The following is a 16623-nucleotide window of genomic DNA, read 5'->3' as shown; positions in this document are numbered from 1 at the left end:
TAATGACAAAGTGTATCCGATGTTTTGAATAACCATTCATAACATCGGTTCATTTTTTTACGGTCACATACCATTTTATAACTCTGGCTATGAGCCCAATTAAAGCTCATATATCCAATTTTAATTTTTACTTAAACCCAATGACAACCAGAAAATTCTTCAAAAAAGTACACTTATGGCTTTCTTTGCCCGTAGGTTTAATTATTACAATAATCTGTATAACAGGAGCTATCCTTTCATTTGAAACAGAAATACTCGAATCATATTATCCTGAACGCTATTTCGTAAAAGAAATAAAAGAGACAAAAATACCCGTAGACCAACTTATACCAATTGTCAACGCACAACTCAAAGACAATACAGTGGCAAGCATAAAAGTAAGCTCAAACCCTGAAAGAACTTACATAGCATCACTTTCCGAAGGATTCCGCATCTCAGCTTTTGTAGATCCATACACAGGCGACTTGAAGGGAACATATAGTTTCAGAGACAGCTTTTTCTTTACCATGATGTCATTACATAGATGGCTTATGGATGGATCACGTACATGGGGCAAATACACTGTTGGCATTACAACCATATTATTTGTATTCATACTTATAAGTGGTCTTGTCTGGTGGTTTCCGACGGATAAAAAGAAACTGAAAAGCAGATTTAAGATCAAAACCAAATCGGGACTAAAACGATTCCTACACGATATTCATGTAAGCCTCGGTATATATGTATGTATATTCCTCCTAATATCGGCACTAACGGGACTAATGTGGTCTTTTGAATGGTACAGAAATGGAGTATGTAAACTCTTTGGGGTAGAAGTTCCTGCCGAGAAAGAAGGTAAAGGTGGAGGAGGCAAGGGTAATAAAGAAAGCAAAGGTCCTAAAGAAATAAACTACCAATCGTGGCAAGCTGCCTTGGATAACTTAACGAAACAAGTACCAAATAACGAATACATTACAATATCAGACGGGTCGGCAACTATTCTAGATAAGTCTGCACCGCATCTAAGAGCTACAGATAAATACTCTCTGGACAATACCTCTGGTGAAGTCTTGAAAACTGAGCTTTTTGCCGATCAAAAATCGGTATCTAAAATAATGTCATGGGCATATGCACTCCATGTAGGCGCATTCGGAGGTATTATTGTCCGTATCCTTACTTGCATAGCTTGTATTATAGGTGGGACATTACCTCTTACTGGATATTATATGTTTTATAGAAAAAGCCTGAAGAAATCAAAAAAGAAGAGACCCATCCCTTCTGCATCGTAAACAACGATAAAAAATATATCTGGCAGATACAGTAATATCCCAAAAAGATATTAGACTATTTGTAAATATTCCTTCTATATCCTAGAGGGAATATTTACATTTGCAGCGAACTTCAAAACAAACACTAATTAACAGCAATCGAAATGAAGAAATTATTTATTTTATTATTCGTAGCAACATCAGTTATACTTACATCGTGCGGAGACACAAAAAAAGCTGAAAAGACCGAAACTGAAAGTGCAGAGAAAGTATCGACCGAAGATTCAGGACAATCATCCGATAAGGAAGCGCTGGCAGTATTAGTGAAATTTGAAGAACAATTAGACAAAATGGCTCCTTTCGTTGAAAAAGCAAAAGCAGGAGATAAAGATGCAATTGCAGAAAGAACTAGAATAGGTCTGGAAATAACAACATTTCTACGAGAAGAAGGTACTATAATGTATAAGCTCTCTGATGCTGACACAAAAAAATATCAGGAACTAGGAGATAAATTCATTTCTTTTGTGGAATAAGTAACTCTAAACAGCACACCCTATTTTAACAGTGCTATAAAAACAATCATTACCATAAAAAGAACAGCAACAATTGCTGTTTTTCTTATTCATTTGGCTCAGTCTATCTTAAAGATAAACCACTAAAGTCTACGAGATAACGATTCCAACTCTCTATACAATTTCAAGGAAAAGGTATTAAGACCAAATAAAAAAAGAATAAGGTACACTCTCCTTATCCTAAGCTTTTATAAAAGTGAATCAATCTTTTGTGATATTTGATTGTTTTTGATTACTTTCGCACGGTTAAAACATCAATCGACAAATCGATTTTTATTTATGTTTTTAAGACTATATGAGTAAACAGGAAAAGAAAAAAGGGAAAAATACAAGTAATAAGTCCAATAAGATTGTTAAATTACTGTGGATAATATTCATAGCAATAATACTATTTACTGCTTCAATCTTCACCCTTATTGCCACAGGCACCATAGGCTACACGCCACCCATCGAAGATCTGGAAAACCCTATCGACAAATACGCCTCTCAGGTATACTCTACCGATGGTGAATTATTGGGAACATACTCTCAAAGTAAAGAAAACAGAATCTATTCGAGCTACGATGAACTATCTCCTTATTTAGTGGAGGCTTTAGTTGCAACCGAAGATGCCCGTTTCTATGGACACTCGGGAATAGACGTATATGCTGTAGGACGTGCTGTTGTTAAACGTGTTATTTTCCAGCAGGAAAGTGGCGGCGGTGGTAGTACCATTTCTCAACAACTAGCAAAACAACTATACTCTCCACCCGTTGATGATGTTATTGACAGAGTTCTGCAAAAACCAATAGAATGGGTTATTGCTGTACAATTGGAGAGAAACTATACTAAAGAAGAAATTATCAATTTGTATCTTAACAAATTTGACTTCCTAAATAATGCAGTAGGTATTCAATCGGCAGCAAAAGTCTACTTTAATAAAAAGCCTAAAGATCTTACAATAGAGGAGGCTGCAACACTTATAGGAATGTGTAAGAATCCTTCGCATTTCAACCCTAAAAGAAGACCTGATGCTACAAAAGGGCGTAGAAATGTGGTATTGGAGCAAATGTACAAATCGAACTACATTACTAAAGCCGAGTTAGATTCGTTAAAACAATTACCACTCACGCTTGATTATGTAAGAGTAGATCATAAAGATGGATTAGCACCTTATTTCCGCGAATACTTACGTCAGGTAATGACTGCAAAAAAACCCGATCCGGATAATTATGCTGCATGGCAAAAAAATCAATTTAGCCAGGATTCTCTTTCATGGGAAACAGATCCTCTCTACGGATGGTGTAACAAAAACAAAAAAGCAGACGGAAAACCTTACAGTTTATATACTGATGGCCTGAAAATATATGCAACCATAGACTCTAAAATGCAAACCTATGCTGAAGAAGCTATGAAGGAGCATTTAAGCAAAGATTTACAACCTTTATTTGACAAAGAAAAGAAAGGACGATCTTATGCGCCATTCTCTTCGAGTGTTGCAAAACAAGCTGATTCTTTGATTTACAAATCGATGAAAGTATCGGATCGTTACCGCAACATGAAGAAGGAAGGATATTCTGAGAGTGAAATACTCAGAGCCTTTAAACAACCTACTGACATGAAAGTATTTTCATGGTCGGGAGATGTAGATACAACGATGACCCCTTGGGATTCGATACGCTACCACAAGAGCTATCTTCGCGCCGGATTTATGGCTATGGAGCCAAGTAACGGACAGGTTAAAGCTTATGTAGGAGGAATAGATTTCAAATTCTTCCAATACGACATGGTGAATATCGGACGCAGACAAATCGGTTCTACCATAAAACCATTCCTATATACTTTGGCTATGGAAGAAGGTATGACTCCTTGCGACCAAATGCTACACGTACAGCAAGTACTTATTACTGAGGATGGAAAAGAATGGATTCCCCGTAATGCCAACTCTGCTAAAATAGGAGAGATGGTATCTATCAAATGGGGATTGCAGAATTCTGATAACTGGGTAACGGCTTATCTAATGAAGCAAACATCACCCTACTCTTTTGTACGCACACTGCACTCTTTCGGTATTACCGGAAAAATAGACCCTGTGGTATCGTTAGCATTAGGTACACCCGATGTATCTGTTGCTGAAATGGCAGGAGCTTACACTGCATTCGTTAACAAAGGAATAAGATCTCTCCCTACATATGTAACTCGTATCGAAGATACTCACGGAAATATTATTGCTAATTTCGAACCTCGAATGAGGGAAGTATTTAACGAATTAACTTCTGTCAAGATGCTTGATATGCTACGTGCAGTAATGGATGGAGGTACCGGTGGTAGAATAAGATGGAGATACAACCTACGAGCTCCTATGGGAGGAAAAACAGGTACTACTCAAAACAACTCCGATGGTTGGTTTATGGCATTTACCCCCAAATTAGTCACTGCAACATGGGTAGGTGGCGAAGACCGTTCAATACACTTCGATAGAACTGCTCAAGGACAAGGCGCAAGTATGGCACTTCCTATTTTCGGATTGTTTATGCAAAAAGTATATGCTGATCCAACATTGGGCTACTCTGCGGATGACCAATTCAGCAAAGTATCAGGAAACCCTAATCCATGTGCCGGAGCAACAACAGAAGAAGCTCTGATGAATGCAGCAGACATTCAGCAAGGAAGTGGAGGTATTGACGATATATTCAATTAAGATAAGGTATTGCTTTGATGAATGAGATCGCTATTTTAATTATAGCTCATAAGAATCAGGAACAATTAGAATTATTGATAAATAATCTGGTTAGTGATTTTGATCTCTACATTCATATTGATACTAAATCGACAATAAACAAAGAGGAACTTATCTCTAAATATCCGAATGTAAAGTTCTACTCTAAATACAATATTATTTGGAGCGGCTATACACAGATACTTTGTCCTCTTTTTCTATTTAGAGAAGCATCTAAAAGCAAATACCAGTATTACATATTAATCAGTGCACAAGACATACCTCTAATTTCGAATGAGGCTATCAAGCGCAGATTAAAGGAAGAAGATACAAGCTATGTTGTTTCAGACAAGCTCCCTCTTCCTCAATGGAAATTCAATGGAGGGTTTGACAGAGTTCAACTCTTTTGGGAGTCCGATGTAGTAGGAAATAGCCTTTGGGACAAACTGAAACGTAAGGTTATATGCAACATAAAAAAGAATCAACGAAAGTATAATTTACGCAGACCTTTATATAAAGGTGTAGAATATTACGGAGGTTCAACTTGGGTTATCTTGCGATATGATGCAATGGAATATCTTCTGAACTTCATAGATAAGAACCCGAAATATCTGAAGACATTCAAATACTCGTATTGTGCTGATGAACTGTGGTTGCAAACAATATTGGGAACGTCTGATTGTAAAACTAAAAATGAGCACATCACCTATCTAGACTGGTTTACAGGACCTGAATATCCCCGAACTCTCAGAATAGATGACTACGATGCCATAATAAACAGTCCACATTTTTTTGCCCGTAAATTTGACATTGACGTAGACAAAGAAGTTGTTCACAAAATACTGGAAAGAAGAAATTCAACAATATAAAAATAAAAGGCGATAATAGAATTCTATTATCGCCTTTTATTTTTATCAGCATATCTTTAATTTACGGGTTTTAGGCTCAGAGCCTCCGCCTTATCAACCAGATATTTATAAGCAGCATCGTATTCGTTAGGTATTACCCCATCGAGGATAGCATCTTTTATGGATGATTTTAAGCGACCAACTGTTGCCCCTTGAGGAATATTAAATATCTGCATAATCTCCTCACCCGATATAGGCGGCTGAAAATTACGAACATGATCTTTCTCCTCAATATCTTTCATCTTCTGACGTACAATCTCGAAATTTTTCAAGAAACGACGTACTCTATCAGGATTTTTTGAAGTTATATCAGCCTCACACAAAGTCATAAGATCTTCAATATCATCTCCGGCCTCAAACAATAGTCTTCTGACAGCCGAATCTGAAACTACATCTTCCACCAATGCAATTGGACGCATATGCAATCCTACAAGCTTTTGTACATACTTCATTTTCTCATTCAACGGCAATTTCATTTGGCGAAATATACCATGTGTCATTTTCGCTCCTACAAAGTTGTGATTGTGGAAAGTCCATCCCAATTTAGGATCCCAACGTTTTGTTGCAGGCTTAGCAATATCATGTAGAATAGCCGCCCAACGTAACCATAAATCGTCTGTCTTTCTCGATATATTATCAAGTACGGCAAGTGTATGATAGAAGTTATCTTTGTGCCCTATCCCATCCTTAGTTTCAGCACCTTTTAGCGCAACTAATTCGGGAAATATCAATTCGAGCAACCCTGTTTTATCCAATTGAATAAAACCGATTGAGGGCTTAGGTGATAGCACAATCTTATTCAGTTCATCAATAATACGCTCTTGCGAAACAATACTGATTCGTTCTCTATTTTTACTTATCGCATCAAATGTTTTACTTTCGATATCAAAACCCAATTGACTAGAAAAACGAATGCCACGCATCATTCTCAAAGGATCGTCACTGAAAGTTATATCCGGATCAAGAGGCGTACGGATAATACAATTTTCCATATCTTCCAATCCTCCAAAAGGATCGAGAAGCTCACCATATCTATTTTTGTTCAAACAGATAGCTAAAGCATTAATTGTAAAATCGCGTCGATTCTGATCGTCTTCCAAAGTACCATCTTCTACAAAAGGTTTACGCGATCCTCTTTCGTACGATTCTTTTCGGGCACCTACAAATTCTACTTCAATATCTTTATGCTTAACCTGTGCAGTCCCAAAGCTCTGAAAAACGGACAGTTTTGTAGGTCTTCCCAATCGTTTAGCAACAGCAGCTGCCAAATCGATACCTTTACCTACTGTTACAATATCTATATCTTTCGATTTTCGATGCAGGAATATATCTCTTACGTATCCTCCGATAGCGTAACACTCTAATCCCATCTCATCGGCACATTCGCTTATTATATCAAATATCTTCCCCGAAAAATGCTTATCTATATATTCTTTATCTAAATGCATCAAGTAACGTTAAATATTTAGTTCTCTATACTTTAATTTTGGGTAAGATGAACTGTTCCCTATACTAAAATAATAAAAAGGTCTGCGACCTTCGCTGCAAAATTACAACAATAAGACGTACTTGCCGCAAAATAATATTATTTTTGTAAAAAACACATCGGTTATGAAAAAGTCTATATATGCCTTTATACTATCTGCAATGATTCTGACAGTAGTTTCATGTGGAGATAAAAAAGATCCGCAAGCAATTCAGTATCTTGACAATATACGTGCCTTGTATGAACAAGGAGAATACAATACTGCTCTTCAACAAATAGATAGTATTCAAGTTTTATTCCCGAAAGCTTTTCAGGAAATAAAGGACGCCTTGGCTTTAAAGCAGGAAGTACGAAGAGCTTCGGACGAAAGACAAATAACCAGCTGCGATTCATTAATCGTTATATATCAGCCTAAGATTGATTCTATAAAGAAATTGTTTATTTACAGAAAAGAAAAAGACGATGACTATGGAGTCTATATACCTAAAACAGTTTCGAGCAACACTCCAACATCAATGATGTTACGATCAGGAGTTAACGACAATGGTTCCATGTACATAGAAAGTGTATATATAGGAGGACAACTACATAACACAATAAGAGTGAGCACCAAAGATGGTAACTTTGCAGAAAGCTTATCAATAGAAGGAGACGGTTTTGTATTCAGATTTAGCCATATGGGTAAGCAATATGAAATAATACAGGCAACCTCTATTCATGACAATGGTCTGGCCAATTTTATTTCCACAAATATAGATGCGCCGCTTACTGTTACCTTGAAAGGGAAGAATACAACAACGTTCTCTCTGCCCAATATTCAGAAGAAAGCTATCAAAGATTCTTATCAGCTTTCCAGACTAATGCTGCAACGCGATAGTTTAGCCACAGCAAAAGACAAAGCTCAGATGCGTATAAAATATCTGGATGCTAAAAGAGACAGTATACCAGTGGTGCTGCCTAATTCATTGAAGCAAGAGGAGTGATTTAACTTTCGCAACCTTATCGTCATCGAACAAAGTGGCATCTATCCAATGTATATGAAGTCCTCGTTTTTCCATACCCCTAAACCAAGTCATCTGTCGCTTGGCAAACTGATGTATGGCAATTTCGAGTTCTGAATACATCTGATTATAAGAGATTTCTTTTAGAAGATATTGAGTCACAAATTTATATTCCAAGCCATAATACAGAATATCATCAGGGGCAATACCTGCATCAAGCAGCGATTGCACTTCTTCGATCATCCCCTCTTCGAGTCTCGCTTTTAGTCGCATCGAAATCCGTTGCCGCCTGAGTTCCCTATCAATATCAACACCTACAATCAAACTGTTTAAGGGAGGATATTCATTACAATCAGCATTGTTTATTTTCTTATACTCTTCTATTTCAATTGCTCTTATTGCTCGCTGAGCCGTATCTACATCTGTATTATTATGCAAAGACTTATAAGAAGCTAATATGTCTGTCAATTCTGTCAACGATTTGCCTTCCAGTTGTTGACGCAGGTCTTTATTTTCAGGTACATTAATTAAGTTATACCCTTTCAGCACAGACTCAATATACAGACCCGATCCTCCACACAAAACGGGAATCTTATTACGTTCTTTTATAGAAGTATATGCTTGATAAAAGTCATGCTGATATTCGAAGATATTGTATTTATATCCTGCATCACGAATATCTATCAAATGATATGGTATTGGCTTACCATCAACAATATAGTCCGAGAGGTCTTTCCCTGTTCCAATATCCATTCCTCTATACACCTGACGCGAATCGCCACTAATGATTTCTGTATTCAAATCATCAGCTAGTTTACAGGCAAAAGAGGTTTTTCCCGATGCAGTCGGACCCACTATTGTTATTAAATCGAATGAACTCATACTTAACTAAACTATATTTTGATAAATCAAAGGTATCTATTTTACCCCAGATCATAAAAGTACTACAAAAAACAAACACAAAAGATTCGATGAAGCAACAAATAGCAACGAAAAGATTATAAATTACACACTCGCCAGCATCTACATAAATCTCTAATTATTAAACAACAATAGATAAAAAGACTACAAGAGTAACAACAGATATATTCAACTCTCACCATTAATTTAATCAGTGTCTTTTTCACTAAAACACAGAAACTGACCACACCCTTAAATCGCTCCGATATACCAAACTGATAAATACCCCTCATCTATCGCCTTTTGTAAACTTGTAACTGATTGCATCCATAGTATATAGATAAATGAAGCCTTGACTCGCATTAATAAAAAAAACAGTTATATTTGTATCCTATTAGGTCTCCGATCTATAAATTGCTATTTAGAGTATAACATATTCAAATTGTTATACTTGAAAATTACAGCATTAAAATTAAAACAATTGATCCTCAAATAATGAATGACGTAAAAAATTTAGTTAATCACATAATTGCTGCTTGTCAGGAAAAAAAAGCTAAAAACATTGTAACTATCGACTTATCCGAACTTCCGGGTGCTATCTGTAAATATTTTGTAATCTGTGACGGAAATACTCCGATGCAGGTTTCAGCTATTTCGGACGAAATTATTAGCAGTGTTAAAAAGAAAGTACAGGACAGACCTATTACTACAGACGGCTTGCGTGAAGCAAGATGGGTAGGAATTGATTATGGCACAGTTATTGTTCATGTATTTATACCAGAATTGAGAGATTTTTATGACTTGGAACATCTATGGGCTGACGCAAAGCTTGAAAGAATTCCGGACATAGATTAATCTCGACGAATGAACAATCATTTTTTTAGATGTTATTCATACACGGAACAGAACATCTAAAAAACATAAACAATTAGTTAGTTCCTGATTATACTATATGGAAAAGAAAGATAACAAAAATTTACTTCAGAAGGGCGGAAAAGGACCTAAAATTCCTGTATCAAGCTACTGGATATATATTATTGCATTAGCGTCTATCATAGGAATATACTTCTTCTCACAAGATGCTGTAGTGAAAAAAGTTGGTTGGTCTGACTTTCAAAAATACACTGAACAAAACTATGTAGAAAAAATTGTTGTATTCAACAAGAAAAATGAACTTCAGGCATATATACGCCCTGATTCTGCACAACATATTTTTCAGGAAGGTGCTGCAAAGATGGGGAAAAACCCTTCTATAATAGTTAGTATTCCTTCGGCTGACAAATTTTCTGATTTCTATGACAAAGTAATTGCAAACAGTTCTAATAAAATTGATGTAAGTTACGAAACAGGAAGCGATTTCACCGATATTCTAGTCGGATTACTCCCCTTTGTATTACTTATAGGTCTTTGGATTTATATTATGCGTCGTATGTCGGGAGGAGGTTCCGGAGGTAGTGGTGGAGTATTCAGTGTAGGAAAATCAAAAGCTCAGCTATACGATAAAGGTTCGCCCGATGCCAAAACTACATTTAAAGATGTAGCTGGATTGGCAGGAGCTAAGGAAGAACTCGAAGAAATGGTAGAATTCCTTAGAAACCCAACAAAATATACCGAAATTGGAGCAAAGATACCTAAAGGTGCACTACTTGTAGGCCCTCCGGGAACAGGAAAAACATTACTAGCGAAAGCCGTAGCCGGCGAAGCCGATGTACCTTTCTTCTCTATGTCGGGATCTGACTTTGTTGAAATGTTTGTGGGAGTAGGAGCTTCTCGTGTGAGAGACCTATTTAAACAAGCCAAAGAAAAAGCACCTTGTATCATCTTTATTGATGAGATAGATGCCATAGGTCGTGCCAGAGGTAAAAACCCTAACATGGGTTCTAACGATGAACGCGAAAACACATTGAATCAGTTATTGACAGAAATGGATGGTTTCGGAACAAACAGTGGAGTTATCGTACTTGCTGCAACTAACCGTGCCGACATTCTCGATAAAGCTCTGCTTCGTGCAGGACGTTTCGATCGTCAAATTTATGTTGATCTACCAGATATTAATGATAGAAAACAAATATTCAAAGTTCACCTTCGTCCTATCAAAATAGACGATTCGGTTGATTTGGAATTCCTTTCTCGTCAAACACCTGGTTTTTCGGGAGCTGACATAGCCAACGTTTGTAACGAAGCCGCCTTGATAGCTGCTCGTAACGGGAAGAAAGTGGTTACAGAAGGAGACTTCACAAGTGCTATTGACCGTATAGTTGGAGGACTTGAAAAGAAAAGCAAAATAACAACTCTCAACGAGAGAAGAACTATTGCTATTCACGAAGCAGGTCATGCCACATTAAGTTGGTTCCTTGAACATGCCGATCCTTTAGTGAAAGTAACAATCGTACCACGAGGTAAAGCCTTGGGTGCTGCTTGGTATCTTCCTGAGGAAAGACAAATCACAACCAAAGAGCAAATGCTTGACGAATTGTGTGCATTACTTGGAGGACGTGCTGCAGAAGAGGTTTTCATCGGACACATATCTTCGGGTGCAATGAACGATTTGGAACGTGTTACAAAACAAGCTTATGCCATGATTTCATACATGGGTATGAGTGATGCACTTCCTAACATTTGCTACTACGATTCTTCGGGTCAAGGTTATGGCTTTACAAAACCATATAGCGAAGAAACATCGTTATTGATTGACAAAGAAGTACAAGCGATGATCAACAGTCAATACGAAAGAGCAAAACAGCTTTTGAGAGAACATACTGAAGGTCATAATAAATTGGCTGATTTGTTACTCGAGAAAGAAGTTATTTTTGCGACCGACCTAAAAGACATATTTGGTACACGTCCATGGATATCTCGTTCAGAAGAAATCCAAAAGGAAGTAGAACATAATACTGCTAAAGCAGAAGAAAAAGAGAAACAAGAAAAAGAAACACAGACCGAAACAGAAGTCAGCTCTCCTCCGGGAATAATTGCTGAAGAGAACCAGTCCGAGTAACTTTTTAAAATAAACAAAGAAGGTATAGTTTTCACGAGCTATACCTTTTTTATTATATTTGCACTCATAATGCTCAAATCTTGAATCTTATATTGCTCAAAAGCATAATATACAGGACTAAGAGAGATAAAAGCATAGCATAATATTATTTTGTAATCTAATTACATATCACAAAAACTATCAAATAAGTGTTGAATATAAAGAATCTAGGAGTCCGTATTGCCACAGGCATCGTATTTATAGCCGTCCTAATGGGAGGCATCTTATATAATCAATACTCCTTTTTGATAGTATTTTCTCTAATCACAGCACTTGCTCTATATGAATTCTACGGATTGCTTTGTAAAACCCAAAATGCAGAGTTAAGCAGAATTCTAAATACTTTAGGTGGTTTATTCCTATTTATTGGTGGATACTTTTTCTTTTCATCTACTGAAAAATCTCTCATAACATTAGTTCCTTATGGAATTTATGTTCTATCATTATTCATTTCAGAACTATACTTAAAACGTACCAACCCTATTCAATCACTGGCATATGCGGTGTTGGGGCAGATATATTTAGCCATTCCCCTTTCATTACTCAGTTATCTCGCTTTTGGCTACGATATGGATAACGGAGGCTATCACTATGCATTCTTACTGGCTTTGCTTGTCTTCATATGGGTAAACGATTCGTTTGCATATCTTACAGGTTCGTTGTTCGGCAAGCATCGTATGTTCGAACGCATATCTCCCAAGAAATCATGGGAAGGCTTTTTCGGAGGTGCAATATTCTCTATTGGTGCGTCTGTTATATTTGCAAACTATTTCACACAACTTCCTCTATGGGGATGGATTGGATTCGCTCTTGTTATGATCACCTTTGGTACATTAGGCGATTTAATAGAATCTCTTTTCAAGAGAACTCTAAATGTTAAAGATTCGGGAAATATTCTCCCTGGACATGGAGGCATTCTCGATCGTTTCGATAGCGTTATCTTCTCGATACCTGCTCTATTTATATATATCGAGATTGTATCGTTCTTCATTTATAAGTAAGACATGAAAAAAATTACGTTACTGCCAATTCTTGCAGTATTTGCTATATCCTTGTTTTTTATTTCCTGCTCTAACTCTTCAAAAAATAGCAGCAGTCCCCAAACTCTTAATTTAGGAGTAATGTCATCGATGGATTATTTGCCATTGGCAGTTGCACAAAGAGAAGGATACTTCGAAAAAGTAGGTCTGGATATTAAATTGCACAAGTTTTATTCGGCGAATGATCGCGATGCTGCTTTTCAAAGCGAAAATATAGATGGTTGCATTATAGATTATACGGGAGCTATTCTGCAAAAAGCGGGAGGTATTGATCTAAAGCTAACCTCAAAATGCGATGCGCCTTTCTATATTGTTGCATCAAATAAAAGTAACATCAATACTCTCAGCAATCTAAAGGACAAACAAATTGCCGTATCAAAGAACACTGTCATTGATTTTATTACAGATATGGCTTTAAACTCAGTGGGTCTTACCGATTCGGATGTAAAGAAAGTTGAAATAAATAAAATTCCTGTACGATTCGAGATGTTACGCAATAACAAGATTGATGCAACAGGCTTACCTAATCCCTTTGCTTTGATGGCTCAAAATGCAGGTGATAAAATCCTAACATCAAATGACAGCTTAGGATTCAGCATCACAGGTATTGTATTTCATAAGAAAGCAATAACAGACAAATCGGCTTTAATTACAAAAATGTACGAAGCATATAACATGGGGGTTGAATATCTTAAAAATCATTCAGCTGAAAATGTTAAAGACATACTTAGTAAAGAACTCGGCTTTCCTGAGGAGATTATCAAAGAAACTCAACTTCCTGATTATTCGCCTACTCAACTTCCAGCAGATAAAGAAATAGTATCAACTATTGACTGGCTAAAGAATAAAGGTTTGATTAAATCAGACTTTGATCAATCATCTTTATTAGATGCACAATTTATAAGGAAGTAAGACAACTAATCACTCTCCATGATTTCAATAAATAACCTTTCAGCATCGTATGGAAAAACAAAAGTATTGGATAACTTTTGTTTGAATTTAGATGATGGAGAAGGTTATGCACTCATAGGACCATCAGGTTGTGGGAAATCTACCCTTTTGAAGATATTAAGTGGAATACATAAAGAGTATTCCGGAGATATTATTTACAATAATCAACCATTCTTTTCTCAAAAAATTTCCATCGGATATGTACCTCAATCTTATGGTTTGCTTGATTGGAAAACAGTAAAGGAAAATATTCTCTTACCCATAAAACTCAATAAGTCTAAAAGCTATAATAAGACAGAGGCAGAAGATATTATTGAAACTTTAGAAATTGAAGATTTACTGAACAGGTATCCTATTCAGCTAAGTGGAGGGCAACGACAAAGGGTTGCTTTGGCTCGTGCTTTTATATACAAACCCGATCTCCTTTTGATGGATGAACCTTTTTCATCTTTAGATTCCTTTACCTCCATGCGTTCACAAAAGCTATATTTAGAGTTATGGAGGAAGTATAATATTACAACCTTGTTTATTACCCACAATATATTTGAAGCCACAGCCACTTGTAAACACATATTATTGATGGATAAACAATCGGGAACGATAGTGGAACAAATAGAAAATAATACGCTAGGTGAAACAGATAATATCCAACAAATGCAATTGGCTAGCCACATATTAAACCTTTTTGAAGAAAGAGTGATAGAATGAAACAACAAACAAAAAACATTCTCCGTTATATGGGGTTCTTGGCACTTGGCTTTATATTGTTCCACGCAATATGGTATATAGCATCTATATATTTAGACTTAAAAGCCCTCCCCTCTCCTTTCGAGGTATATAAGTCGTACGAAATTGCTTTGGAAAATGGAATCTTAGATCATATTCTGGCAAGCCTGCGACGTATAGCAATAGCATTGGGAGTTTCTTTACTCATTGCTCTTACAATTGGTATTGTTATGGGATACAACCGAACAATTAATAAGATACTAAGCCCTTTGGTTTACTTTTCGTATCCACTGCCTAAGCTTGCTATTCTACCCGTTATTATGATATTATTCGGAATAGAAGATACTTCCAAAATCATTATCATAGTACTAATCATTGTTTTTCAGCTTACTATCAACATTCGTGATGCAGTGCGCAATATTCCCAAGGAAGATTATGACATACTAACGTCATTACATTCTACTAGCCTACAAAAAATAATACATATCACACTACCTGCCATATTACCCGAAACATTTTCATCTCTACGGGTCGCTTTAGGCATTGCTCTGTCAGCATTATTTTTTACTGAAACATTCGGCACAGATAAAGGTCTGGGTTTCTACATTACCGATTCGTGGATGAGAATTGATTATATCCAGATGTTTTTCGGAATACTTACACTTTCTTTTATGGGGTTAATTCTCTTTATCCTCCTAGACATTGCTGATCAATTGATCTGCAAATGGAGAAAATTGTAAGAAAATCAGATAAAATATTAAAAATCTAAAAAAAAGATAATAGATACTTCCTATATATCATAGACAATAAAAAAAGATAATAGTACTTTTGTACGTTCGCACACTTATTCATCTCATACCATACGATCATGAAAAAACTATTCATCATCTCATTCCTACTCCTGGCATTTACGACTATATATGCTCAGGATGCAGACACAACCTTACTTCGAAAACTAGTAGAAAAGCAAGTACTTACTCAGCAGGAGGCTGATGAGATTATACTAAAAAATCAGCCCAAAGAAGTAAAAAGTGAAACAGGATTAATTCCCCAAAAGATAAGAGAGGCTTTTAATACTCCTTACTTGAATTTTGGAGGTTATGCCCTTTTAATGTATAAGTATAGTGATGTTTCGCACATAAAGCATGACTTAAATCCCAGACTTGTTTTTATTAGTATGAACGGTAAATTATATAACAATATTGGATATACTGTTTTAGCTGACTTCGTAAATCCTTTAGTTCACGAGCTTTATGGTATCTGGTCTCCATCTAATGCATTCAACCTTAAGGTAGGACAAATGAAAGTTCCTTTCACTATAGAGAATCAATTTTCATTAACTCAACTTGAAACAGTTTATAACACAAGATCTATTTCGAGTCTTGCCAGTATGGCAGACGATGTTATGAAACTACAAAACGGAAGAAACAACGGAGGTCGTGATATAGGTATCAATGCGTCGGGTAGTTTAATCAATATGAAAGGTTATGACCTGCTGGAATACGGTATCGGAGTATTTCAGGGTTCGGGTATATCTTCTCCTGAAAAAGACAACAAGAAAGACTTTTCGGCACAAGTAATTTTACAACCTATAAAGGGATTCCGCTTTGGAGGTAGTGTTTATTTCGGATCTGCAACTTATACGCTGGATGAAAAGATAGCACCTGCGGCTACCCATACAAGAGACCGCTGGGCGTTGAGTACCGAATATCGTGGAAACAGATTTTATGGTCGAGCAGAATGGTTACATGGAAACGACGGAGGCATCAAAAAAGAAGGCTTATATGGAACAGTACTTTATAATGTTGTTCCCAATAAAGTGAATGTAACATGCAAGGTTGATTATTACAACAAAAATAAAGATACCAACGCAGAGGTTATTGATTATACAGTAGGTGCTAATTACTATTTCTTCCCACAATGTAGAGTACAATTAAATTATACATACTCTGACTATTCTTGCCAATGGGGAGCACGCAATTCTAACGTTGTATATTCTCAGCTACAATTCTTATTCTAAGAAGAGAAGAATCTAAGATTTAATATAAAGAGAAACC

At 36.3% G+C, this 16623-nt stretch carries 14 protein-coding genes; 12 read left to right on the top strand and 2 right to left on the bottom strand.

What is annotated here, in order from left to right; translation table 11 throughout:
• Positions 1-140 precede the first annotated feature (140 nt).
• The 4 genes from IR022_RS16980 to IR022_RS16965 all read left to right on the top strand — a co-directional run bounded on the left by IR022_RS16980 (position 141) and on the right by IR022_RS16965 (position 5386).
• A complete protein-coding gene (locus IR022_RS16980) occupies positions 141-1268 on the top strand; it encodes a PepSY-associated TM helix domain-containing protein (protein ID WP_194204628.1) in 1128 nt (375 codons plus the stop codon).
• 143 nt (positions 1269-1411) lie between these two features.
• Positions 1412-1780, top strand: coding sequence for a hypothetical protein (locus IR022_RS16975; RefSeq protein ID WP_194204627.1), 369 nt, complete (start codon positions 1412-1414; stop codon positions 1778-1780).
• 334 nt (positions 1781-2114) lie between these two features.
• Positions 2115-4499 (top strand): transglycosylase domain-containing protein, encoded by a 2385-nt coding sequence (locus IR022_RS16970; RefSeq protein WP_050711049.1) that lies wholly within the window; start codon positions 2115-2117, stop codon positions 4497-4499.
• A gap of 17 nt (positions 4500-4516) precedes the next feature.
• Positions 4517-5386, top strand: coding sequence for a beta-1,6-N-acetylglucosaminyltransferase (locus IR022_RS16965; RefSeq protein ID WP_194204626.1), 870 nt, complete (start codon positions 4517-4519; stop codon positions 5384-5386).
• 56 nt (positions 5387-5442) lie between these two features.
• Here IR022_RS16965 and IR022_RS16960 read toward each other — a convergent pair whose 3' ends face one another.
• On the bottom strand, positions 5443-6873 hold the full coding sequence (locus IR022_RS16960) for a CCA tRNA nucleotidyltransferase (RefSeq protein WP_194204625.1): 1431 nt from the start codon (positions 6871-6873) through the stop codon (positions 5443-5445).
• A gap of 163 nt (positions 6874-7036) precedes the next feature.
• On the opposite strand from IR022_RS16960, the gene IR022_RS16955 reads away from it, so the two are divergent.
• Complete coding sequence (locus tag IR022_RS16955) at positions 7037-7894, top strand: hypothetical protein (protein WP_194204624.1); 858 nt, start codon at positions 7037-7039, stop codon at positions 7892-7894.
• Here the strand turns inward: IR022_RS16955 and miaA are convergent.
• On the bottom strand, positions 7874-8794 hold the full coding sequence (gene miaA / locus IR022_RS16950) for a tRNA (adenosine(37)-N6)-dimethylallyltransferase MiaA (protein ID WP_194204623.1): 921 nt from the start codon (positions 8792-8794) through the stop codon (positions 7874-7876). The two genes, IR022_RS16955 and miaA, sit on opposite strands and share 21 nt — an antisense overlap.
• 513 nt (positions 8795-9307) lie before the next feature.
• Between miaA and rsfS the strand changes: the two genes are divergently transcribed.
• The 7 genes from rsfS to IR022_RS16915 all read left to right on the top strand — a co-directional run bounded on the left by rsfS (position 9308) and on the right by IR022_RS16915 (position 16586).
• Positions 9308-9667, top strand: coding sequence for a ribosome silencing factor (rsfS, locus tag IR022_RS16945; protein WP_050711054.1), 360 nt, complete (start codon positions 9308-9310; stop codon positions 9665-9667).
• A gap of 97 nt (positions 9668-9764) precedes the next feature.
• On the top strand, positions 9765-11810 hold the full coding sequence (gene ftsH / locus IR022_RS16940; RefSeq protein ID WP_050711055.1) for an ATP-dependent zinc metalloprotease FtsH: 2046 nt from the start codon (positions 9765-9767) through the stop codon (positions 11808-11810).
• 188 nt (positions 11811-11998) lie between these two features.
• Positions 11999-12850 carry a phosphatidate cytidylyltransferase gene (locus tag IR022_RS16935; protein ID WP_317174090.1) on the top strand — a complete coding sequence of 284 codons (852 nt, stop codon included), beginning with the start codon at positions 11999-12001 and terminating at the stop codon, positions 12848-12850.
• A 3-nt stretch (positions 12851-12853) separates the two neighbouring features.
• Positions 12854-13801, top strand: coding sequence for an ABC transporter substrate-binding protein (locus tag IR022_RS16930; RefSeq protein ID WP_194204622.1), 948 nt, complete (start codon positions 12854-12856; stop codon positions 13799-13801).
• Positions 13802-13819: 18 nt separating this feature from the next.
• Positions 13820-14548, top strand: a complete 729-nt coding sequence (locus tag IR022_RS16925) for an ATP-binding cassette domain-containing protein (protein ID WP_194204621.1) — start codon at positions 13820-13822, stop codon at positions 14546-14548.
• Complete coding sequence (locus tag IR022_RS16920; RefSeq protein WP_194204620.1) at positions 14545-15306, top strand: ABC transporter permease; 762 nt, start codon at positions 14545-14547, stop codon at positions 15304-15306. Before IR022_RS16925 ends, IR022_RS16920 begins: the two co-directional genes overlap by 4 nt.
• 128 nt (positions 15307-15434) lie before the next feature.
• A complete protein-coding gene (locus IR022_RS16915; RefSeq protein ID WP_194204619.1) occupies positions 15435-16586 on the top strand; it encodes a porin in 1152 nt (383 codons plus the stop codon).
• The last annotated feature ends 37 nt before the right edge of the window (positions 16587-16623 follow it).

The sequence above is a fragment of the Dysgonomonas sp. GY617 genome, from assembly GCF_015233815.1.
In the GTDB taxonomy this organism is placed as follows: domain Bacteria; phylum Bacteroidota; class Bacteroidia; order Bacteroidales; family Dysgonomonadaceae; genus Dysgonomonas_A.
This window is presented reverse-complemented; position numbering and strand designations above follow the sequence as displayed.